Here is a 21454-nt window from a genome sequence, read left to right on the forward strand (position 1 = left end):
CCGGCACAGCTTCAGCCCTGCCCATCGAGCCGGGCAAAATCCGCCAGAATCGACGCGACGAGATCGCGATGCCTTGTGTCGTCAGGCGACAGGCTCGCAGCGTAGATGTTCAGCACGTATCGTGCCTTGGCGGCCGCTTCCGGCCATGAGGTCGCAGCGACCGACATTAGTCCGCTTTCCAGCACGCTTTGCCGTTCGCGCAGCTCCCGCGCACGACTCTCGACATCTGTCGTTGCGCGGCGGATTTCCGTCGCTTTCTGCGCTGCAATCCCGCGATGTTTATCCAGATCGAGCGGTTCGTCACTCATCTGGCATGCTCGCGTCGATCCGTTGTGCATCCGCCAGGTCGACCGGACCGATGGAAAACATCTCCATCCTGGCGCCGTGCGAGGCTGCCGGCACGATCATCATGGTCGCAACGCGGCGATAAGACGCGAAGGAAAGCCCTTCGATCATCTCCTCGTCTGTGATGACTTCGTAGCGTCCGGCGGGCAGGGGGTGATCGATGCCCCTGATCTGGAACGAATGCTTGAAGGTGACGACTTCCCGTCGCGAGCGAGTTTTCATGTACGCCCGCCTTTTGCCAACGCTCGGGCGCCGATGTCGGCTCGCCCATAAGCCACCATGCGCTCTTTCGACGGCATTAGCCACCGCTTTCTCGCGGTCCGATGTCGCGGCCAGGACGCCTCAAGCGCTCGCTATTCCCCCGGCGGACGCGTCATGATGCCCCACGAGGAGCGTCGCCCCACTGTTTCTCCTGCTTTTGACTACTGTGAGGGCTCTGTCGCAGCCACATCGGGCGGTGGTCGACCTCTCGCGCCGAGCGAGAGGCGGATAAGGGGCCTCACTGGAAACGTCTAATCTCGAAGGTGAACGTCGCCCGTAAGACCGGTCCATCTTCGTCGCGAACGTTGATTGCAAGACGGCGTGCAGGAGCATCGATAACGCAACGTCGAACTTCATCCTTGGCCAAGTGTGCCAGCGCCAAGGTTGCTTCGTGCTGCATGGCCTCCAACGAAATGAGATCTATCCCCTGTTCGTCGAGGATCATCTCGTCACCTTCGCGCTGATCGAAAAAGTACCTACGCATGCGATTGCTCCCGAATAAGGCGGGAGCGCTGTAGCGTCTCTCTGTCACCGGAGAATGCCCAGATCGGATCGGTGATAGTTGCTAAGCTAGCCGACTTCCAAGCATTCCTCAATCTTAGACGATGGGTCAGTTCGATTGTGGCGAGGTTCTGGCTGGCATGTTGACCGGCCACGGCGCATACTCGACGAATGAAGAACCGCATCGGTTGGACGACTTGCCCCTCCATTGGCGGCAACTACGCAGTGGCCGAACTCCTCGAGGGTGGTGTAGTCGGCAATGGACTCATCACCTTCGCCACCAAGGCGCAGGCTCAGGAATTTATTGATTCCGGCCAGGCCGATGAGTTGGGGTCGCGTGGTTCTGTCCCCAAAAGCCGCGAATGACCACGCGCGACGAATGGACCGTAGATATTGAGTGCCCACGTTGTGGGAGGCTGGACGTGGCACGGCTCTCACAGGCGGACGGCTACGCCTATGTGAGGGGGGACACCGCTACCCGCGCCGACCATGTGCCGGTCGGCTTTGCCTGCATTGATCCGGAGACCAGCAGCTTTCAGTGCTCGAAATGTCAGGTGTTAATACCGTGACGTCACTCCCGCGAAAGAACGACAAGCGGCCATGACCATTCCTCGCGAATTGCACGCTGCCGAGGAGGATTTCGTCGGGATGGCCGTCACTGACCGGCCATGCCACATCGTGCGTCGCAAAGCGGGGCCAATCGTCGAGGATCTTATCCGATAGGCAGTGGAAGTAGCCAACCGTCGCAATCCCTCTCCGGCAGTTCGCCCCGGAAATATGCGACGTTCGACTAACGCTTGCGCAGTTCCAAGTCACGTCGGTCGCAGCGTGAAGGACCACCCCAAGGAAATCATGGCGCGCCGTTCGTACGCAGAACGCTACCAGTAGCGTTCACGACACGAGCGACAATCTGTGTGCGCAGTCCGCCGCAGAACAGAACGCCCTTTACACCATCAAGCTAGCCATATAGCGTCCGAATACAGGTTAGCAAAATGCTTACCTCGAAGCTACCCATGAAGCAGCGACTTCCGAAGTCGCCGCCAGTCGTCGTAGCAGCAGCTCACGTGCCATCGGAAGGCGCAATCATAACATTGTGTTTATCACGGAGCGTCAGCGTCGCAGGCGCGTCTCTGCGCGTGCTCAAGAAAGGCGACCTTCATGAAAATTCCTGCAATCCTGCAAGGCGAGGCACGGACCCGCTTCCTTCAAGGGATCGCGTTCGGCGCGGTGGCAACCATGGCGATTGGATTTATCTGGGGCGGTTGGGTCACGGAGGAAAGCGCAAGAATCATGCGCACCACGGCGGAGACCAGCGGCCGGATGTCCGTTCTGGTACCGCTTTGCGTCGCTCAGTTCACAGCCGCGGACGGCGCTCTCGCCAAATTCAAGACGGCAAGCATTTACTCCAAAGAGAACGTCGTCAGAGAATTCGTGAAGAATGTGGCATCCACGAGCATGGATTACTCGTTTGCCAAGGCTTGTGCCACCGGGATCGAAACGGAGCTCGCAAACGCAGCAACAAAGAGTTGACGAGCGTACAAGCAAGCCGGGTCAAGGATCACGCGCTCCGAGATTGCCGTTCGCGCTTCATGGGGTCGGGATGACGCCGGCTCGATTCTGCGCGCCAACGAAGCAGAGGCACCCGCGGCGGCGTAGGTGTCTCAATATTAGCTCGATTGGTCGGACCGAAACGGCGCATCAAGAAATGCGTAGCTGGTCGGACCACGGTCCTGAAAAGCGGTCATGATGTCGCGCCAGACGCATTTTCTCGTTCAATCCTTTGACCCTGCGAAAGGCGATCAGCTAAATGCCGGTGCGCCAATTGTGTGCCGGAGCGAGGAAAGTGCGCGTCGAACTGCCGAAAGGCTTGTCATGAGTAAGGCAGGCGTCGTTGCCTTCTCGACGAGCTCGGATCCCGAGACGGGTGATTACGACGACCAGCCGACTGTGTTCTTTCGAGCAGGCAGGGTGCCTGCTGAATTTGATTCGATGCCTTGATATCTGTTTTGCGTCATTGCTTCAGCAATGAAGACCGGCGGGCTCTCTGGTTGAGTCGAAAGATGAGAACGATTGCGGCGGCGCCGAGCCGAAAGATCGAAGCATGGCAGCTAACTCGATTCTAGCGAGATGGTGACGCAGCGATCAATGCAGGAGCCTGCAACAGTACAAGTAACATAATGCCCGTTGGCTCTTCTCGCGAGGTGTCGGGTCGACGTGGCCTGCCTGGAAGTAGATTTTGGTTTCATATCCGTGCGTCAAGCGACCATATGCGCAAAGGAAATTCGATGCGAAGTATTATTGCCGTAATAGTTTTGTCTACGTGCGTGCAAAGCGCCATGGCTAAGGGGCCGGACTGTCGCGCCATCGGAGGCACGACCGCACGCCTGGCCTGCTACGACGCAGCCTATCCTCCGAAATTGGAAAAACCCGCAATCGTTGAAAGCGACGCCGGGCGGCCTCCATACAAAGACCCGTTTGCAGCAGATGAAGCTCGGACAGCTGCCAAGATAAAGAATATCTGCCGCGGTTGCTGAAATGCCTCCGGCTAGGCGGTGTGCTGCGTTCAGGCCTGATGCGTTCGCCTGCCGGTGAGTAAATCCATAGCGGACTAGCGGAGTAGCAGACCTCTGCTACTCCTTCTCACTAATTCTTATGCGATCCTACAGATGCTTGAGGCAGCAAGCGGGCGCACTGATGAGCCAATTACTGGTAGCGAGGACCGTAGGTGCCCACTTGCTGAGATGAAAAACCGCTTGTACGTAAATGCAGATTGACTGACACTCTCTCCGCCACTTCGCCCTAAAATTTCGTACCTCGAAGCGGAAACGGGCCCGAAAACTCGGCCGTTTTCGTGCATTTTGTCGTCTCGGAGAATGCCGGCCGTACCAAAAATGAGCCGTGAACGGGGCTGGAGAACACGTTTTTCTCCGAATCCTAGAACGGCGGGAATTGGTACAGCACGGCGTTTCGGCGAAAAACAGGGCCCTTATGGGGGCTGATTTTGAATCTCTCTCGCTCAACAGAGAAGCAACAGCTCAAAGACAGCGGGCGTCGGAGCAGGTCGACCTGCCGGATGCTGCTCGGACTCATCGTCCAAGGCGTCGCTGTCACGATGCGGCTTGATGTGGGCGTAGACGAATATAGGCCACCTCGGTGGAAAAATGCCTTCTAAAGCGGGTAGATCTCTTCTGGCAGACTTTGAGGCGTTGGTCGCCGATTACGCGCTGCTGATTGCAGAAGTTCTTCGCTCTGAGCTTGGTGATATGGTCAATGCGGGAGAGAGCACTATGTCGAGCCTTTCATGGCCCGGCTCCGTTGTCGAACATGTTGCGGAAGCCTCGCGGCAGCCGCGCCTCGCCGTCAGGCTTGTTGCAACGAGGACATGGCGACCCGGCGCCACTGCAAGTGCAGGCGTCCGGGCCTGTCCATGGCTGGTCCTCATGTTTCTCACAGACCCAACGCGTGTCATCGCAGCGGATGCAGTGAGCCATCATGACGGACCGGCGGGCACACGGAATAATTGCCAACCCGAATAACTATAAGGGCTCGACCATTGGTGCACCAATCCGGCGCAGTGAACGCAGTGAAACTGACCGCTCCGATTGTCGTGATCCTGTGAGGCGTTATATGTGGCGCTACAGCTCTGGCAGGAAAAAAATACCGAGATTCGAGGCAAACTGATCATTTGACCGTGCGCTACTCCCTGCGTGGGGCGAAAGCGCAATCGGCGTTCTCATCACCGATAGAAGCCACGGGCGGAGCGGTGATGTACAAACCATACGCCCAACCGTCTGGCAGCGATAGGCCCACAATTGAAAACCATGAAGTGGAACATCCGGTCCGAACTCCCGGTCAAACGCAAGACCTGCGAAGGTAAAGGCAAAGTCACGGACAACAACTGAGGGGCTTAGACAAAGCTACGCCGCCCGTTTGAAAATCTTACAGGCGGCGCGGCCTTCCAGCCCGAGAGGGAACTAACAAAATCCCGGATATTGATGCGTCCTGCTGGGGCGAGCAAAGGTTCAGCCCTTTTCGAACTGGCCGCAATTGAGGCAGCCTTACTGCTTCAATCCGTGGAACACGAAGGCGGCCTGAAACAGCAGGCCCTTGCCTGTTCGAACTTCGATTGTCACGTCATGGTCGTCGCCAGAACGCCCCGCGTCTCGTGCGATGTCGGCCATTGTGTGTGCTGCCTCCATCTTGGCGTCTCGCAGATCATTCAAATCCAGGCCCTCTTCGTCAGGGTAGAGATGTCCATCGTCTCGGATGTCGAAGAAATAGCGGACCATGGCTCGTCCGTTAGAGGCGGGAGCGCATCGCGTCTCTCAGCCACCGGCGCCCAAGGACTTCGTGCCAGTGATGTCCTTACAACGAAACTCTCGCGGGTTCGTTTCTAGCAACCGATTGCGCGAAGTCCCGAAACTGGGATGTCGGCCCACTTTCCATTTTCCGCCAACTGAAGCGCCCTTACTCCTGTTCGGGATGCAAATCGCGCTTCTGGTCTTCGTAGTGCTTGGTCAGATTGGCCATCCCCGCCAACGTCAGCTCATCGGTTACATTCGTGGAGAGCGCCCTCAAATGCGCAATCTTGCCATCCAGTTCGACACATTTTTCGCACATGACTCGCTCCCAGTCCGTGAAAGGCGGGAGCGCAAACCGGTCTCTCTGCCACCGGCGCCCGGTGTAGTTGGTCGGTGATACCGCGATAACAGGGGCGGCCATGGATGCGTTCCTGTAGAATTCGCCGGCAAGCAAGGGTTTGACCGGAACTCCGCTCACCCATGGAGAACTTCCGGAGACATACCCTACCTCAATGAGTCGGCGGCGGCGGTATCGAACCGATCACGCGCGTATCCTCACTGCGGACAGTGACGGCGCGTCCGGTCTCTCCAGCGATTTTCCGGGCCGCCCTCATGGCGGCATCCTCGTCTGTGTATTCGAGCACGATGATGCTGCCTTTCCCCGAAAACGCTGCGGGGTTCGATACGTTGAGAATAATCAAAGGCGGCTTCTGGGTCATTGTTGTGACCGCGTAAGTCATCCCAGAAAAAGCCAAGCCACGCTGGCGATCAGGGCCACAAGCGACACTGCCGCAGCGCCGACAAAGGCAATCTCAACGCTATCGAATTGGTGTTGGTCCGTGTGCATCGTTGCCTCCCATAGCTAGATGGGAGCCCGTGGACCGGGGGACATGAGCCACTCGGCTAAATGAGCGGTGGTCTCATCGTGCCGCGCCTTTCTGAGCAAGGCTTCCCGCTCTCGACTTGGGGGAAGTTTTCTAGCTCGTTGGCGTAGCTCTCTGGCTTCCTGGGTGAGACGTTCTTCAAGGGGGATAATCTGAGCAACCCTGCGTCGTCGCTTCATGACACCTACCTCGTCTTGCTTACGGGTCCTAACCGTTGGGTTTGGGTTTCACGAATCCTAATATGCAGTTCCCCGGCGTTCAGTTCCACAGTCATAGTCACATAAGCGGCCCTGCACATTGCAGTGCAAAAAGGCGCGTTCGGATGTCCGGATCGGGTCAAGGCGACATTCCTGGGGAGCGGGCGCCGTGTCGGCTTTGCCCTCGAAAGCGGCCATCCCAGGATTTGGGTCGCTCTTACAGGACTGTAAGCGCATTCCTTTAGGGTCAGCGCCTGCCCCGGGGCGGGCGGTTCGGGCTCATTTGCATGACCTACGTGATACCGAGAGCTCCGGAGCTTCGGATGTTCTCCCTAGCGAGAGCGCCTCAGCCGCAGCAGATGAGCAAATTTTTTTCTAGATTCTCTCCCTCCGCCATTTGATCCTTGCACGCCAAACGACGATTACGTCTGCTTGCGTTCGCAAGTTGTGCTGAATGCACGCCAACGGCCAGGGCAACAACAGAAGCCGTTCATAAGACTTGGTCGGGGCGGAATGTGAAGAATCGCCGCACCGAAGCCGCCTGTCGTAACGACAACAACGCGGCAAGACGCCATCGCCGATGCCGGCCGAATTTCAAACCGCGATAGAGCCGTACGAGACGTCGATCCCTCGCTGCTTGCGGCGTGGGGGCAGGCGCAGTGGATAATCCGGAAGGGGTAGGGGGCTCCCCCATGCGGAGAAATGGCGCGCGCCGATGAACTGCATGAAACTACGACGAAATGACCGATCGGCGAGGGCGGAGATCCCATGGGACAGACCGCAAAAAGTGAATTGCACCCGTTGCGCATGCTGGCGCTGCTGATTCCGCTGCTCACGACCGTTCCGCTGTCCAACGTGGATGCACAGGCGCAGCCTGCTGCAGCGCGTCAATTGCGACGCGAGCCACCGCCGCAAAAGCCGCAGGTGACGATGAATGCCTGGACGGTCGGCCTCGCCGGGGGCCTGCTCGAGGGCGCGCCCATTCGTCTCGCGGCCGAAATCGCCCGCGTCGTAGACGATGGCGACAAGCTGCATGTGTTGCCGGTCGTGACGCGCGGGCCGACGGAGAATGTGAACTCACTGCTGTATTTGCGTGGCATCGATGCCGCCATTATCAATTCCGACGTGCTCGAGGAATACAGAAGCCAGGTGCCGGATATCCAGCAACGGCTGGCTTTCGTGCTGAATCTGTTTCCGTCCGAACTGCATATCTTCGTTCGTCCCGAGATCCAAAGCCTGAGCGATCTCGCCGGCAGGAAGGTGAACTTCAATAATCTAGGCACTGCGGCGGCCTATTCGGGGCCGCTGATCTTCAGCCGCCTTGGCCTCGATGTGGAAAAAACCTTCATTCCTCATCAGGTCGCGCTCGAGCAGATGCGCAAGGGCGAGATGGCCGCGGTCGTCTTCATCACCTCGAAGCCGGTGGATGCTTTCGTGCGCGGCCGCTGGGAGCCGGGATTCAAGTTCCTGCCTGTTCCCTATGACAGGAGGTTCGAAGACTTTTATCTTCCCGCCTCGCTCGAGGCCACGGAGTATCCCAATCTCATCAAGCAGGGCGAGCGCGTCACGACAATCGCAGTGCCGACCGCTCTGGTGGCTTTCAACTTTCCGGCCAAATCGAACCGCTATGAGCGCCTCGCGCGCTTCGTGGAGTATCTGTTCTCGCGGATCGACAAGCTGCAGCAGCCGGGCTTCGACCAAAAGTGGAAGACGATCAATCTCGCCGCGACTGTTCCCGGCCTGACGCGCTTCCCCGCAGCGCAGGCGTGGCTCGATCGCGGGCCGCGCACCGCCGCAAATCCATCGCAATGAGACGCGCGGCGACCTGCGCGGTGGCTGGAGTTTTGCTCGCAAGCGGTATTGCTTCGGCGCAGGAGGCAGGATTTCGTCAGATCGCTCAGCTGCGCGATTGCTCCGCCAAGGAGCGCTCCGAACGGCCGGAGTGCTCCGAGAAGACGCCGCGGGCGTCAGCGCTGCCCCAGGCGAGCCAGGCTAGCAGCTGGGTCGTCAGCCTGACGACTTCACCGCTCGACTATTCACCGGTCGCCACCGCCACGACGTCATCGCGCGACGGTGCCGGCGAAAGCGGAATGACGCTCTCGATTCGCTGCCATGGCGGGCGGAGCGAACTGATCGTCGCCGGATCCCGCGTGTCCGGTCGCGGCGATGGATATGCGATTTCCTACCGTATCAACGACGGTCCGCCGCAGCAGGTCGCGGCAGCCGTGCCTGCGTCCGGGATCGGCGTTGCGTTCGGTGGCGACGTGATTCGCTTGCTGCAGTCCCTTCCGGACGGCGGCGGTCTCAATATTCACCTCGCACCCCGTACCGGACCGGCGCTGGATGCGGTGTTCCCGTTGGGCGGGATGGATGTGGTGCGCGCGAAGATCACCGCTGCTTGCAGGTGGCCACAACCGACCGCAAAGCCCAACGGGTAGGGATTTCAATAACGTGTCTTTAACAGGAGAGTCATCCATGCGCGTGTTTCAGCATATTGCGAAGGCAGCCATCATCGGAGCCGCAACGGTGCTCCTGTCCACTTCATTCGCTGCGGCGGAGCAAGGCGGCGGACGGTATTGGACACCGACAACAACGAACCCCACCGCGGACTATCGGCACGTTTCAGAAAAGGTCCAAAGGGTTCATGTCTCGCGCAAGGCGACCACCCACAAGAGGGAACGATCTCCTCTTAACGCCAACGCCCGGCTTCCATCCAACACCAAGTCGCACAACCTGATCCTGCAGGTGAACACGAACGATCCCGCAGCCATGAATCTCGCGCTCAACAACGCGGTCAACGTTGCGCAATATTACAAGGATCTCGGCGAGAAGGTGAAGATCGAGGTGGTCACCTTCGGACCCGGCCTGCACATGCTGCGCGACGACACGTCGCCGGTGAAAGCCCGTCTCGAGGAAATGGCGCTGAGCACGCCGGAGGTCTCGTTCAAGGCCTGCGGCAATACCCAGGAAAAAATGCACAAGGCCGAGAACAAGGACATCCCGATTGTTCGGCAGGCGGAGGTGGTGAAGTCAGGCGTCGTGCGCGTGATGGAACTGCAGGAGAAGGGCTGGTCCTATGTGAAGCCGTGACCTGTGGCCTAACCCGAAAGGGGTGGGTGGGTCCTCCATGCGGGCTGTAGGCTTCGCGCTGCGGTACGGCGCATAATACCGCACCTCAACAGATCGTGTCGCCGTGCGACAGGTGATTGCGGATGGGTCCGGTTATGCTCAAGGACAAAGCAGTTGCCGGCCGCGACATCGCAGATGCGTCGCGCCGGCTGCTGCCCAAGGCGGGACGGTCCGCGTTGTCGTGGACGACTGCTGCCGTGCTCGCAATGGCGTGCACGCCGGAAACACGGGCGTCCCCGGATCCGGCCCGCCCTTCGACGCAACCGCAGCATTCGGCGGCTACCCGCAGTCCCGGTTTCATCGAAGCGTCAAGGAACGGCGCTCCCGAAGCCTTGCCGCCGGGTCGAGGCGGCAACGACAGGCCGGTGCAGGTTGCCCAAGCGACAGTCGGCGACCCGGGGCAGGCTTCGAAACGGGAATACAACTGGGCGGAGGCGCTCTCCTGTGAACTGACGAATGCCAGGCGTGACATCGAGTTGCTGCAGCGTCTCGAGCAGGAGCGCTATCGGGCCGAGTCGCTGGAGCAGAGTCTCGCCGCGGCGCGCCGCGATATCGAGGCCCGGGCCGCGTTGACGGACAAAGCGGCCGACGAGAAGCAGGCCGCGCAGGGCGGCGCGGAGTTGCTGAACTCCCTGCAAGAGACGCGTGAGCGGGCGGAGCGCCTGGAGCGGGATCTGGCGGCAGCGCGGCGTGATGTCGAAACCCAGACCGTGCTGGCGACAAGGGCGGGTGAGGAAGCGTCCCGGCTGAAAGCAGCGGCGGAAAGCGGCGTGGCGGATCTGCAACGGGAGCGCGAACGGTCCGTGCGGCTCGAGCAGGATCTCGAGGCATCGCGCCGCAACGTCGAGACCCAGACTGCGCTGGCGGCAAAGGCAGGCGAGGAGGTCTCCCGGCTGAAAGGGATGCGTGAAAGCGGCGCTACGGAGCTGCAGTCGTCCCTGCAAAGGGAGCGCGAGCGGAGCGCGCAGCTGGAGCAGGATTTGGCGGCAGCGCGGCGCGATGTCGAGACCCAGATGGCGCTGGTGACAACGACAAAGCAAGAAGCTCTGCGGCAGAAGCAGGCAGCGGACGTCGGAGCTGCCGAGCTCAGGCAATCACGCGAACGAGCCGAGGCGCTGGCGCAGGACCTCTCCCTGTCGCGGAGCTCGATCTATGCATACGAAGCCCAAGCCCGCAAATCCGGAGACGAAGCGACGGAGCTCAGGCAGGCGGTTGCAAGCTGCACGGCTTCGGTCAGCAAATTCACACCCGACGAAGGTGAGCGGTTCGCGCGGCTGGAGCGGGATCTTGCGGCTGCCCGCAGCAAGGTCGAGACCCAGGCCGCGCTGGCGACCAAGGCAGGCGAGGAGGTTTCCCGACTGAAGCAGGAAAGCGAAAGCGGAGCGGCCGAGTCGCAGGGCTCCCTGCAAAAGGAGCGAGAGCGGTCCGCAAGGCTGGAGCAGGATCTCGCGGTGGCGCGGCGTGATGTCGAGGCCCAGACCGCACTGGCGGCAAAGGCGGCCGATGAAGCCCTGCGGCAGAAGCGGACGGTGGAGGCCGGGGCCGCCGAGCTGCGGGAATCGCGTGCCAAGGCCGACGCGCTGGCACAGGAGCTTTCCCAGACGCGAAGCACGATCTACGCCTTCGAGGCGCAGGCACGCAAGGCCGGTGAAGAAGCGGAGGAGCTCAGGCAGGCGGCTGAGACCGGCGCAGCTTCGGTTCACAAATCCACACCGGACGAACGTGAGCGACTCGCGCGGCTGGAGCAGGATCTTGCGGCTGCCCGCAGCGATGTCGAGACGCAGACCGCGCTGGCGGCGAAAGCAAGCGAGGAAACCGCCCGACTGAAGCGGGAAAGGGAAAGCGGTGCGGCGGAGTTGCAGAACTCACTGCAAGCGGCGCGGGCCGACCGGCTGGAGCAGGATCTCGCGGCAGCGCGACGCGATGTCGCGACCAAGACGGCCCTGGTGACGAAAGCAGACGAGGAAACGTCCCGGCTGAAGGCGGTGGAGAAGAGCGGCGCAGCCGACCTGCAAAAGGAGCGCGAGCGGTCCGCCCGGCTGGAGCAGGATCTGGCGGCAGCGCGACGCGATATCGAGAGCAAGGCCGTGCTCGTGACCGAAGCGGGCAAAGAAACGTCCCGGCTGCAAGCGGCGGGAAAGAGCGGTGCGGCCGACCTGCAAAAGGAGCGAGAGCGGTCCGCCCGGCTGGAGCAGGATCTTGCGGCAGCGCGACGCGATATCGAGAGCAAGGCCGTGCTCGTGACCGAAGCGGGCAAAGAAACGTCCCGGCTGCAAGCGGCCGGAAAGAGCAGCGCGGCGGACCTGCAAAAGGAGCGTGAGCGGTCCGCGCGGCTGGAGCAGGATCTGGCGGCAGCGCATCGCGACAGCGAGACGCAGACGGCGCGGGCGGCAAAGGCAGGCGAGGAAATCGTGCTGCAGAAGCAGGCAGCGGAAGCCAGCGCTGCCGAATTGAGGCAATTGCGCGCCAGGGTCGACGTGCAGGCGCAGCACCTCCCTTTGTCGCGGAGCGCAATCCATGCCTATGAGGTCGAGGATCGCAAAGCGCACGGCGCGGCGTTGACGACCGGCGCGACCGCGCGCGACAAGTCCATCGAAGTGGCCACCAATCCAGTCGCCGAACAGACACGAGCGGCGCCTGCTCGCGCGGTTGCTCAGCCTGCTCCCGAGCAGGCGGCCGAAGCGGGGGGGTTGGTTGCGCGGGCGAGCTCCTTGCTGCGTCAGGGCGACATAGGCGCGGCGCGGCTTGTACTCGAGCGCGCCGTGGAAATGGGCAGCGCCCAGGCGAGCTTCGCGCTGGCAGAAACCTACGATCCCCTGATTCTTGCGAAATGGGGGACTTACGGCACGCGCGGTGACGAGCGCAGGGCACAAGACCTCTATGCCAAGGCCAACGCCGCGGGAGTCCAGGAGGCGAAATCGCGTCTGGAAGCGCTGCGCCGATAGCGCATGTGCCAATCCACCGGCAGTTTCGCCGCAACCGTCTTAACGACTGGCACCAACGCGATCAGCGTCGCTCTGAAGCGAGTGGCGCGTCGCTCGGCCGCAATGTCCGGCGACGCGCTTCGCTTTACCGTTCGCGCAGGGCCTCCTGCCGGTACCGTGCCAGCGGCGAAAGCAGGTAACTGATGATTCTGCGCGTGCCGGTCTTGATTTCGACCGTCACCGCCATGCCCGGCCCGAGCTTGACGAGCTTGTCCTCGATTTGCATGTGCGTCCGGTCGAGCGAAACGCGCGCGGCATATTCCAGCTCCTGACCTTTAGGCTCGCTGCTGCTCTGTGCCGTGCCCAGTGTCCGGTCATTGGGGCCGCCCTGTTGCTTGTCGCGCGTGATGGCATCCGTCGACACGCTGAGCACATCGCCATGAAGCAGCCCGTACCGGGTGAAGTTGAACGTATCGACCTTGATCTCCGCCTTCTGGCCGGGATGAACGAAGCCGATGTCGCGGTTCGAGAGCATGGCCTCAATCTCGAGCTGGCTCTCGCTCGGGACCACGACGGCCAGCGCCTGAGCGGGCGTCACCACGCCGCCCACCGTATGAACGGCAAGCTGCTGCACGACGCCGTCGACCGGCGCGGTCAAGCTCTGCAGCTTCGTTCGCCGTTCCGCCTTGACCACCTCCTGGGCGGCGCTCGCAGCCTTCTGCTCGGCCTTCGCAAGGGCATCATAGGTCGCGCGGCGATACTCCGCGGCAGTCTTGTCCTTGGTCTCCTTCAGCAGCGCGATCGCCGCATCGGCTTCGCGCAGCCGGCTCTGCTGCAGGACGAGATCCTGCTGCATGGCGACCAGCTCCTGATATTCGGAGAGATAGACGACTTTCGACGCCAATGCCTTCTCGACGAGACCTTTGCGGATGTCGACGCGCTCCTTCAGTACCGGGATCGTCGCCTCCAGCTTGTCGACGCTCGCCGATGTGGTCGCCCGTTCCGCCTCCTTCTGACCCTGCTGGCGCTCGATTTCGGAAAGCTTTGCGCTCTGTTCGGCGCGCTGGCTGATCAGGAACTGGCGATGCATCTCGATTTCGGCCGCACTTGCGTTTTGCGGCGGCCGGAAGGCCGCGAGCGGGTCTGCGGCCAGCGCGGCGCGCAGCCGCGCGACGTCCAGCTCGGCTGCAAGCAGATCGCTCTTCTGGCGCTCCTGGTCGGCTTCCGTCATTGTCGGGTCCAGCTCGATCAGGACGTCGCCGGCCTTGACGCTCTGGCCGTCGCGGACGCGGATGGCGCGGACCACACCCGTCTCGAACGGCTGGATCAGCTTGGTGCGCCCGCCCGGCACGATCTTGCCGGTCGCGCTGGCGACGATATCGACGCTGCCGAGCGTCGCCCACAACAGCGCGATGCAGAACGCGGCGATGATGCAGGCCCCGATCGCGCGCCCGATCGGCGACGGCGGCGATTCGGCGATCTCGAGCGCCGCCGGCAGAAAGGCGATTTCTTGCTCGCGGCGGCGAGGTTCGCGTCTCGGGAACGCGACGACATTGCGGCTAGCGGACGTCATGGATACCGGCCTGCAGATAATGGAGGTTGGCGTAACGGCCGTTGGTGCGGATCAGCTCGTCATGGCTGCCGTCCTCGACGATGCGGCCATGCTCGAGGGTGATGATCCGGTTTGCATTGCGCACCGTCGACAGCCGGTGGGCGATGACGAACACGGTCCGTCCGGCGGAAATTCGCCTCATGTTCTGTTGGATCGCGCGCTCGCTTTCGTAGTCCAGCGCGCTGGTCGCCTCGTCCAGGATCAGGATGCGTGGATCGGTGATGAGTGCACGCGCGATTGCGATTCGCTGGCGCTGCCCGCCGGACAGGCTGCTGCCGCGCTCGCCCACGACGGTGTCGTAACCCTCCGGCAGTTCGAGGATGAAGTCGTGGGCGCCGGCTAGCTCCGCCGCTTCGATGACGCGCTCCATCGGCATCGCCGGATCGGCCAGCGCGATGTTGTCGCGGACCGTGCAGTTGAACAGTACGTTCTCCTGCAACACGACACCGATCTGGCGCCGCAGCCAGCTCAGATCGACCATCGCGAGATCGACGCCGTCGACCAGCACGCGTCCGCTCTCCGGGACATAGAGACGCTGGATCAGCTTGGTGATGGTGCTCTTGCCCGAGCCCGATGAACCCACGATGCCGATGACCTGGCCTGGCTCGACGCTGAAGGACACGTCGTGCAGCACCTCGGGGCCGTCGATGCGGTAGCGGAAAGTCGCGTGCTCGAATGTGACCTGGCCGCGGATCGGCGGCAGCGCTGCGCGGGCCGGCGTGAAGCTCGGCTCGGGAATGGTGTTGAGGATGTCGCCGAGACGATCAATCGACAGGCGGGCTTGATGGAAGTCCTGCCAGATCTGTGCGAGCCGCAGAACCGGCGCGCTGACGCGCGCGGCCAGCATGTTGAACGCGACGAGCTCGCCGACAGTCAGGTCCCCGCTGACCACCAGGCGGGCGCCGAAGTAAAGGGTCGCGGCGATGACCAGCTTGTTGATCATCTGGACCGCCTGGCTCGCCGTGTTGTTCAGGCTGAGCACGCGGAAGCTTGCGGACACATAGCCGGCGAGCTGCTCCTCCCAGCGGCGCTGCATCTGCGGCTCGACCGCCATGGCCTTCAGCGTCTCGATACCGGTGACGCTCTCGACCAGGAAGGCCTGGTTCTCGGAGCCGCGATTGAATTTCTCGTCGAGGCGCCGGCGGAACAGCGGCGCGGCTCCGGCGGAGATGCCGATGTAGAGCGGAAAGGACGCCAGCACGATCCACGTCAACGTCGTCGAGTAATAGAACATCACCGCAAGGAAGACGACGGTGAACAGCAGATCGATCACCAGCGTGAGCGCCGAGCTGGTCAGGAACTGGCGGATGTTCTCGAGCTCACGTACGCGCGCCACCGAATCGCCGACGCGGCGGGTCTGGAAATAGGCGATCGGCAGCGCCAACAGGTGACGGAACAGCCTGGCGCCGAGCTCGACGTCGATACGGTTTGTCGTATGCGCAAACTGGTAGACGCGCAGCGTCTCGAGAACGGCCTCGAACACGGTCAGCACGACAAGCCCGACGACCAGCACGTCGAGCGTGCTCATGCTTCGATGCACGAGCACCTTGTCGATCACCACCTGGAAGAACAGCGGTGAGACAACGGCGAAGATCTGAAGGAAGAACGACGCCGCCAGCACCTCGCCGAGCAGGCGGCGATACTTTTGCATGGCGCCGACGAACCAGGAGATATCGAAGCGCCGCGCGAGATCGGTCAGGCTGGCGCGCCGGGCCATCAGGATGATGCCGCCGTCCCAGATCGCCTCGAGTTGGGCCTGGGTGATTGCTTCGGGGCGCGAAGACAGCGGGCGCTGAACGAGAAGCTTGTCGTCGATAACCTTGCCGAGGATCAGGAAGCTGCCGTCGCGCAGCACCGCAATTCCCGGCAGCGGGGTGACGGCAAGCCTGTTCCAGCTCGTCCTCTGCACCTTTGCCTTGAGCCCGAAATCCTTGGCGCAGCGCAGGATCTCAGTAACGCCGAGGCGCGCTGCGCCGATCCGGTGGCGAATTTGGCCGGGGTCGGCAGCGATTCCATGGCAACGCAGCAAGATCGCCAGCGCAATGAGCCCGGATTCATCGTCATGTTCGGATTCGACGCCGGCGGCCGGGGATTCGGTGTTTGTGTTTGCCGGATGGATTGCGGCATCGTCGCGAGGCCCGCGCATCAGGATGCCAGGTCTCATCGCCAAGAAGCTCTTCGTGAGGCCGTCACGGGCGCGCATCAGGCCCTCGCCGGCGCGGTGCATCAGGCCGGCGCCCAGGTCAAACGAGCGCGTGCGGATGTCGGCAAATGCATGACGTGCGCGCTGTGCGAGGCTCTGTGATCCAGCACAGATCAAACCGCCATCCCAGATCGCTTCGAATTCCGCGCGCGTCATCCGGCTCGGATGCGGCGAGGTCGGGTGCAGCACAAGCGCCACCTGGTCGTCGATCTTGCCCAGCAGCAGAAATCCGCCGTCACGCAGCGAGGCGATTCCGGGCAGCTGGATACCCGCAAGGCGGGTCCAATCCATTGTCCGCGAACGGACTTTGACGCCGAATTCGCGCGCGCAGCGAAGCATCGCGCGAATGCCGATCTCGTCGCTCCCGCAACGATCGCGGAGCTGGTCCGGCACAGTATTCACGCCATGGAGGCGCAGGAACAGAGCTAGCGCGCGAAGCCCTAGATCTGCGGCGGGGGCATTTCCGTTCTGGATCGCCATTCTTACTCAACCCTTCGCGGCTACTCGGCCGCGTTTGTGTTCCTTCTCATGCATTTCCAAAGACTGGGAATTCCAATGCCGCGCATCGACAGAGCATGCGACATACCGCTTGCTTGCAGCCAAAAAGGCGCAAGCAACATCAAAGCACTAGGGCCTCGAACCGCGAGGAGATTTCAAAGCAGTGGGATTTTAGACCTGCCCCCCGACTGCTGAACCGGTTCGTTAATGCGCAAAAATGGCGAAAAAAGTTTCAAATCTTGATTTTTGCACCGGTAAATTGCGCGCAAATTTGCCGCATACCCGAAGCTGTTGCGCCAGCACGCGTTTCGATCGCTCGGAAACAGATGCGGGCGATGAAGCCAACCGGGATCAAGACCCGCCGCGTGACAGTCCCTTCGCCGTTACCGTCCGCGATCGACTGTCCGTTCCCAATTCCCAACACGTTGATGGGTACTGCACCCGGGCGCAGAGCCCCCGGGTGCAGTAGCCGGATCAACCTTGAGGTTTGCTCAGGAACGAGTTGTGCGTCCAGCCGGTCCCATTCGACATGGCCGCCGCGATCTGACCACCGTCGACCCGACCGGAGCTACCGGCCAGATACTGGTTCAGCAGCGCAAAGCCCTGGCTTGCCTGGGATGCTCGCGTGCCTTGATCGCCCCAACCGGTCATCTGCGATGCCGTGTTCGCCAGGGTGCCGGTGTCCACGCCCATCTGCTGCTGCCACTGCGCAAAGCCGTGGTTTGCCCAGTTGCCGGTGTTTCCGCCAGTCGAGCTGGACGGCCGGGGATCCGTCACGCGGATCGTCTGCGGGTCCGACGACATCACAGCGCCGGTGGTCGGATCCATAGCGCTCGCGGTCAGCGTGAGGTTCGCGACCGGATGAGCATTGCCCTTGTAGTACGATGTCAGCGTCAGTCCGCTGTCGACCTGCGCGGACGTCAGGGTGATGTTGTTGCCCCTGAGCGTCGTGCCATCGCCGGTCGTGATCGTCTCGTATCGCGGCAGTCCCATGATATTCAGGCTGAGGTTATCGTTGGGGTCGGTCGTTGTAAGAGTCGTCCCCAGGTCGACCTGACCGCCTCTGCCGGCCACCCAGAGCGACTTGTCCGCGACGTCGAGCACCGGTGCAGTCACGCTCGGAGTCGTGGGGGTTGTCGGCGTCGTGGGGTCGGTCGGCGTCGTCGGCTGCGACGGTATCGTCGGGTCGGTCGGCGTCGTAGGCGTCGTCGGTGTCGTCGGCGAAGAGGTGCCCTTCAGCGGAGGCGGAAGGTCGGCCTGCAGCTGCGCAGACGTCATCGAGGTGAAGTAAAGGGTCTTGTAGCTCGTCGTCAGTTCGACCCAATCGCTCATCCCGGCACCGGGATTGTTGGAGAACCCGTCGACGTATGCGGCTGTTGGGGTCGACCACCAATCAGCTCCCAGATCGGCAACGAGATGCTCGTTCGGATCAGTGGTCCTCATATTGGCCTGGACGTAGACGCCATCGACCGTTCCGGCGGAATAGCTGCCGCGTGAGCCCGGCCAGAAATGGTCGTTGTATCCACTGAGGGGCGCAGCGCCCATCGCGCTACCGTCCGCCTGCCTTGTCACGCTCCAGGCAGAGTTCGTGTTTCCGGAAAAGTCGGCGAGAAACTGAGATCCGGCGATCGGGTCAGTCGCCTGATCTTGCACGAGAACCCAGCCGCCAGTTTTCAGATGCACCCACGTCTGGAAGTCCGCGATCTGAACGTTGGCCGGATTGGAATCGTTGCTTGCCCCGGATTCGGGATAGACCTGTCCCCATCCCGTGACGGAGGTGAAATTGGAGGGCGGGGTGCTGCCTGTATGGCCGGTGCTCCCGCCGTACCAGGAATAGCTTGAAGGGACGCCAAGCGGAAACCCTTCGCTGTTACCAGGCGTGTTTTGATAGATGACATCGGTCAGCGCCACTTTAGTTCTCCATTGCAGACCAAATTTAAGGACGAGGAATTCCGCTGCCGCGCATCAGAGATGTGCGACAGATTGCATGCTCGCGACTTCAGCCGCGAACAGATTCCGATTCCAAAGAATTGCAGCCTCGAACCGCGAGGAGATTTCAAGCAGTGGGATTTTTGGAAGTTGCCCCCCCGACTGCTGAGCCGGTTGGTTAATAATCAAAAATGGCAAAAAAACTCTCAAAGTGTGATTTATACACACGTATATCGGCCCAATCCCTTGTTCCCGGCGCGCCTATGTTGCAGCGACGGATGCTTGTCGATTCAAGCGCGGATTAAGTTCTGCGCTCCGGGGTAACCCGCAAGGATTATTGCGACGACCTCAAGATCAAGAACACACTTGCCGGTGGAGACGGATCGGTTCTCTTGAATGGCGGCTCGTGGGTTGACGAATCTGAAGCCCGACTATTTGGCCATCCAGCGGCGCCGGAAGGACACGCGGCCGCTTGGTCGTCCGATCGCACACTACGAATTCGAACGCAGGCTCTCGGATCGGCTGCGGTTCGCTGGCCGCGGCGAGCGCTCCCGTCGCCATCACGTGACCGCACGGCACTTCAGGTGCCGGTTCGCAAGAGCTGATTGCAACTCTGGCGTCCCGATCGGTCGTCCAGGTCGCCATTCAATTGAGGGAGAGAACAATGGCTGTCGTCAGAGGGGCAGGGCTCGCGTCCGACGATCTCTATACTGGGGAAGGTTATGCCGAAGCCCATCCGGGCTGGCATGACGAGGATGCCGGAACCAAGGCCGCGAAGATCGCCAGGATCGTGCGTGCCAACAACATCACCTGCCGGACGATCGTCGACGTCGGTTGCGGAGTGGGAGGCGTTCTGAACGCCCTGCTTGAGCACGACGTCTTCCGTGACTCAACCGCCGTTGGCTACGATATCGCCCCCTATGCCATCACTGCCGCCAAACCGCGCGAACGGGACAATTTGCGCTTCCACTGCGGAGACTTCTCGCAAACCAGCGGAAGCTACGATCTTCTATTGTGCATCGATGTTTTCGAGCACATCGATGACTATATGGGCTTTCTGCGAAGGCTCAGAGGGCGTTCGAAATACTATGTGTTTCATATCCCCCTCGACCTTAATGTCCTCAGCGTTCTGCGCGATCAGCCCCTTCAGAAACGCAAGGAGGTTGGTCACCTGCATTACTTTGATCAGGCAACAGCTCTGGCGACACTGCGCGACACCGGCTTTGAGATCATTGACAGTCAGTACACCAGGCTTGAAGATTTCCTCCATCTCCATCCCGAATTGCGAACCACGAAAACCCTCCTCGCTAACGCCGGGCGGCGCATTGTCCGGACTGTTGCCGGAGAGGACCTGTCTGTGCGCTTGCTCGGCGGGGCATCACTGATGGTTCTCGCAAGCTAGAACGCGGGGTATCGGCGGCGCAAGCCGCCCGACACCTGGGAGGTTCATGAGAATGTTTTGCGAAAATGAGTGAAGGAGTTCGGCTCCGATCCTGTGCAGGCCTTTGCCGGGTCACGGCCAGATGAAGCCCGAGCAGCAGAGGAAATCGCGCGGCTCAGGCGTGAGGTCAACAAGCTCAGGGCTGAACGGGATATTCTGGATTTCCATCGCCATCGTGACCGCTGCTGAACCACCCCCTCAGATCTTGCCGCCGCGCATGCGATGATCCTTGGCGAGCGCGCCGCGCGCCTGGTGCCCGAGCGGATCTGTCGAGCACTGAAGCACTGTTCAGCTATCTCAAGGGCGGCGGCTCGGCTTGCAGTTGCGATTTGGTCATGGTCGTGAAGAAGAAGTACTGGTACGTCGTCGTCAACTTGACCCAGGTGCCCATGCCGATGCCGGGATTATTTACAAACACTCCATTTACGTAGAGGTACGGAGCTGAGGTGTTTCTCCACCAGTCAGCTCCAAAGTTTGCGATCAGGTTTGCACTTGCATCATCGGTGCGTAGCTGTGCCAGCGAGAACACCCCGTCGACTGTTCCGGGAGCATACGATCCTCTCGGCTCAATCCAGAAATGATTATTGTAGCCGGATGCCGGCGAGTCCATTCTTACGCTTCCGTCAGACTCAACAACGAGACTCATTTCCGAAGAGGAGTTGTTGGAGAAGTCTGCCACGAAACGCCCGCCACCGATGGTATTCGTCGCTTGATCTTGTACAAGTTGCCAACCGCCACTCGTCAAGTGCACATAGACGCGAAAGTCCTTCAAATAGACGTTGGCAGCAACGTTCGGAACGCCGACTTGCGGATATATCTGTCCCCAACCCGTCAGTGAAGAGAAGTCGGAAGGAGAAGCAATGTTCCCGGTGGCGGCGGGGCCACCTGCGTACCACGAGAAATAGGTCCTGACTCCGTGTGGATATATTCCGTTGTCATATCCGGAAGTTTGCGAAACCACACAATCGATCGACAAAGACGTGCAGATGGGTTCGAGCGCCGGAGGCTTGTGTAGTTGCACCTGCAGCACTGGATTGTGATGACACACTCCCCGCTGCGTCATGTGCGGTGCAGAGCCGATCTCTAACAAGAGCTTGCCGTTGTCGCTGCATCGTCCGTACTGGGATGGAGGCGCTATCGTCGCGGCGCTCGCCAATGAGACGAGGGCGCCGAGTAACATGAGAGCCGTGAGCGGAATGGCAAGATACTCGTTCATGGGAGGTGCTCAT

18 protein-coding genes and 1 pseudogene are annotated in these 21454 nt (G+C 61.2%); 9 read left to right on the forward strand and 10 right to left on the reverse strand.

Features of this window, described 5'->3' with window-relative positions:
• Window positions 1-11: 11 nt before the first annotated feature.
• The 3 genes from ACE10X_RS01745 to ACE10X_RS01755 all read right to left on the reverse strand — a co-directional run bounded on the left by ACE10X_RS01745 (window position 12) and on the right by ACE10X_RS01755 (window position 1090).
• Window positions 12-308: a hypothetical protein gene (locus ACE10X_RS01745; RefSeq protein ID WP_038385709.1), complete on the reverse strand. Its 297-nt coding sequence runs from the start codon at window positions 306-308 to the stop codon at window positions 12-14.
• Window positions 301-567 carry a hypothetical protein gene (locus ACE10X_RS01750; RefSeq protein WP_018273180.1) on the reverse strand — a complete coding sequence of 89 codons (267 nt, stop codon included), beginning with the start codon at window positions 565-567 and terminating at the stop codon, window positions 301-303. Before ACE10X_RS01750 ends, ACE10X_RS01745 begins: the two co-directional genes overlap by 8 nt.
• A gap of 277 nt (window positions 568-844) precedes the next feature.
• Window positions 845-1090: a DUF6894 family protein gene (locus tag ACE10X_RS01755; RefSeq protein WP_038385708.1), complete on the reverse strand. Its 246-nt coding sequence runs from the start codon at window positions 1088-1090 to the stop codon at window positions 845-847.
• 188 nt (window positions 1091-1278) lie between these two features.
• Here ACE10X_RS01755 and ACE10X_RS01760 point away from each other — a divergent pair, with 188 nt between their 5' ends.
• The 3 genes from ACE10X_RS01760 to ACE10X_RS01770 all read left to right on the forward strand — a co-directional run bounded on the left by ACE10X_RS01760 (window position 1279) and on the right by ACE10X_RS01770 (window position 3105).
• Window positions 1279-1473 (forward strand): hypothetical protein, encoded by a 195-nt coding sequence (locus tag ACE10X_RS01760; protein ID WP_028341573.1) that lies wholly within the window; start codon window positions 1279-1281, stop codon window positions 1471-1473.
• Window positions 1474-2265: 792 nt separating this feature from the next.
• A complete protein-coding gene (locus ACE10X_RS01765; protein ID WP_375763959.1) occupies window positions 2266-2637 on the forward strand; it encodes a hypothetical protein in 372 nt (123 codons plus the stop codon).
• A gap of 213 nt (window positions 2638-2850) precedes the next feature.
• A complete protein-coding gene (locus ACE10X_RS01770) occupies window positions 2851-3105 on the forward strand; it encodes a hypothetical protein (protein WP_244435853.1) in 255 nt (84 codons plus the stop codon).
• Window positions 3106-5165: 2060 nt separating this feature from the next.
• On the opposite strand, the gene ACE10X_RS01775 is transcribed toward ACE10X_RS01770, so the two are convergent.
• The 3 genes from ACE10X_RS01775 to ACE10X_RS01785 all read right to left on the reverse strand — a co-directional run bounded on the left by ACE10X_RS01775 (window position 5166) and on the right by ACE10X_RS01785 (window position 6127).
• Window positions 5166-5396 (reverse strand): DUF6894 family protein, encoded by a 231-nt coding sequence (locus ACE10X_RS01775; protein WP_375763960.1) that lies wholly within the window; start codon window positions 5394-5396, stop codon window positions 5166-5168.
• Between the two features lie 178 nt (window positions 5397-5574).
• On the reverse strand, window positions 5575-5829 hold the full coding sequence (locus tag ACE10X_RS01780; protein ID WP_157788021.1) for a hypothetical protein: 255 nt from the start codon (window positions 5827-5829) through the stop codon (window positions 5575-5577).
• Between the two features lie 88 nt (window positions 5830-5917).
• Window positions 5918-6127, reverse strand: coding sequence for a hypothetical protein (locus ACE10X_RS01785; RefSeq protein ID WP_157788020.1), 210 nt, complete (start codon window positions 6125-6127; stop codon window positions 5918-5920).
• Window positions 6128-7296: 1169 nt separating this feature from the next.
• Here ACE10X_RS01785 and ACE10X_RS01790 point away from each other — a divergent pair.
• From ACE10X_RS01790 to ACE10X_RS01805, 4 genes are all read left to right on the forward strand, one after another.
• Window positions 7297-8301, forward strand: coding sequence for a TAXI family TRAP transporter solute-binding subunit (locus tag ACE10X_RS01790; protein WP_038385704.1), 1005 nt, complete (start codon window positions 7297-7299; stop codon window positions 8299-8301).
• Window positions 8302-8333: 32 nt separating this feature from the next.
• Window positions 8334-8927 carry a hypothetical protein gene (locus tag ACE10X_RS01795; RefSeq protein WP_375763961.1) on the forward strand — a complete coding sequence of 198 codons (594 nt, stop codon included), beginning with the start codon at window positions 8334-8336 and terminating at the stop codon, window positions 8925-8927.
• Window positions 8928-8964: 37 nt separating this feature from the next.
• Complete coding sequence (locus ACE10X_RS01800) at window positions 8965-9579, forward strand: hypothetical protein (protein ID WP_375763962.1); 615 nt, start codon at window positions 8965-8967, stop codon at window positions 9577-9579.
• 134 nt (window positions 9580-9713) lie between these two features.
• Window positions 9714-12563, forward strand: a complete 2850-nt coding sequence (locus ACE10X_RS01805; RefSeq protein WP_375763963.1) for a hypothetical protein — start codon at window positions 9714-9716, stop codon at window positions 12561-12563.
• 124 nt (window positions 12564-12687) lie between these two features.
• On the opposite strand, the gene ACE10X_RS01810 is transcribed toward ACE10X_RS01805, so the two are convergent.
• From ACE10X_RS01810 to ACE10X_RS01820, 3 genes are all read right to left on the reverse strand, one after another.
• A complete protein-coding gene (locus ACE10X_RS01810; protein ID WP_375763964.1) occupies window positions 12688-14115 on the reverse strand; it encodes an HlyD family type I secretion periplasmic adaptor subunit in 1428 nt (475 codons plus the stop codon).
• Entirely contained in the window at window positions 14102-16837 is a 2736-nt protein-coding gene (locus tag ACE10X_RS01815) for a type I secretion system permease/ATPase (RefSeq protein ID WP_375763965.1), read from the reverse strand. Before ACE10X_RS01815 ends, ACE10X_RS01810 begins: the two co-directional genes overlap by 14 nt.
• A 492-nt stretch (window positions 16838-17329) precedes the next feature.
• Window positions 17330-18766 (reverse strand): hypothetical protein, encoded by a 1437-nt coding sequence (locus tag ACE10X_RS01820; protein WP_375763966.1) that lies wholly within the window; start codon window positions 18764-18766, stop codon window positions 17330-17332.
• Window positions 18767-19448: 682 nt separating this feature from the next.
• Here ACE10X_RS01820 and ACE10X_RS01825 point away from each other — a divergent pair.
• Complete coding sequence (locus ACE10X_RS01825) at window positions 19449-20186, forward strand: bifunctional 2-polyprenyl-6-hydroxyphenol methylase/3-demethylubiquinol 3-O-methyltransferase UbiG (RefSeq protein WP_038385699.1); 738 nt, start codon at window positions 19449-19451, stop codon at window positions 20184-20186.
• A pseudogene (locus tag ACE10X_RS01830) lies at window positions 20162-20384 on the forward strand (transposase); the annotation flags it as partial. The gene ACE10X_RS01825 and the pseudogene ACE10X_RS01830, both read left to right, overlap by 25 nt.
• Before the next feature lie 133 nt (window positions 20385-20517).
• Here the strand turns inward: ACE10X_RS01830 and ACE10X_RS01835 are convergent.
• Window positions 20518-21441, reverse strand: a complete 924-nt coding sequence (locus ACE10X_RS01835) for a hypothetical protein (protein ID WP_375764678.1) — start codon at window positions 21439-21441, stop codon at window positions 20518-20520.
• Between the last annotated feature and the right edge of the window lie 13 nt (window positions 21442-21454).

The organism is Bradyrhizobium sp. Pha-3 (genome assembly GCF_042258325.1).
Classification (GTDB): domain Bacteria; phylum Pseudomonadota; class Alphaproteobacteria; order Rhizobiales; family Xanthobacteraceae; genus Bradyrhizobium; species Bradyrhizobium elkanii.

What these genes read in the sequence shown, in the direction of transcription:
- ACE10X_RS01745 (WP_038385709.1), bottom strand. Translation starts at nt 308, where the DNA reads ATGAGTGACGAACCGCTCGATCTGGATAAACATCGCGGGATTGCAGCG.
- ACE10X_RS01750 (WP_018273180.1), bottom strand. Translation starts at nt 567, where the DNA reads ATGAAAACTCGCTCGCGACGGGAAGTCGTCACCTTCAAGCATTCGTTC.
- ACE10X_RS01755 (WP_038385708.1), bottom strand. Translation starts at nt 1,090, where the DNA reads ATGCGTAGGTACTTTTTCGATCAGCGCGAAGGTGACGAGATGATCCTC.
- ACE10X_RS01760 (WP_028341573.1), top strand. Translation starts at nt 1,279, where the DNA reads ATGAAGAACCGCATCGGTTGGACGACTTGCCCCTCCATTGGCGGCAAC.
- ACE10X_RS01765 (WP_375763959.1), top strand. Translation starts at nt 2,266, where the DNA reads ATGAAAATTCCTGCAATCCTGCAAGGCGAGGCACGGACCCGCTTCCTT.
- ACE10X_RS01770 (WP_244435853.1), top strand. Translation starts at nt 2,851, where the DNA reads ATGATGTCGCGCCAGACGCATTTTCTCGTTCAATCCTTTGACCCTGCG.
- ACE10X_RS01775 (WP_375763960.1), bottom strand. Translation starts at nt 5,396, where the DNA reads ATGGTCCGCTATTTCTTCGACATCCGAGACGATGGACATCTCTACCCT.
- ACE10X_RS01780 (WP_157788021.1), bottom strand. Translation starts at nt 5,829, where the DNA reads ATGGCCGCCCCTGTTATCGCGGTATCACCGACCAACTACACCGGGCGC.
- ACE10X_RS01785 (WP_157788020.1), bottom strand. Translation starts at nt 6,127, where the DNA reads ATGACCCAGAAGCCGCCTTTGATTATTCTCAACGTATCGAACCCCGCA.
- ACE10X_RS01790 (WP_038385704.1), top strand. Translation starts at nt 7,297, where the DNA reads ATGCTGGCGCTGCTGATTCCGCTGCTCACGACCGTTCCGCTGTCCAAC.
- ACE10X_RS01800 (WP_375763962.1), top strand. Translation starts at nt 8,965, where the DNA reads ATGCGCGTGTTTCAGCATATTGCGAAGGCAGCCATCATCGGAGCCGCA.
- ACE10X_RS01805 (WP_375763963.1), top strand. Translation starts at nt 9,714, where the DNA reads ATGCTCAAGGACAAAGCAGTTGCCGGCCGCGACATCGCAGATGCGTCG.
- ACE10X_RS01810 (WP_375763964.1), bottom strand. Translation starts at nt 14,115, where the DNA reads ATGACGTCCGCTAGCCGCAATGTCGTCGCGTTCCCGAGACGCGAACCT.
- ACE10X_RS01815 (WP_375763965.1), bottom strand. Translation starts at nt 16,837, where the DNA reads ATGGCGATCCAGAACGGAAATGCCCCCGCCGCAGATCTAGGGCTTCGC.
- ACE10X_RS01825 (WP_038385699.1), top strand. Translation starts at nt 19,449, where the DNA reads ATGGCTGTCGTCAGAGGGGCAGGGCTCGCGTCCGACGATCTCTATACT.
- ACE10X_RS01835 (WP_375764678.1), bottom strand. Translation starts at nt 21,441, where the DNA reads ATGAACGAGTATCTTGCCATTCCGCTCACGGCTCTCATGTTACTCGGC.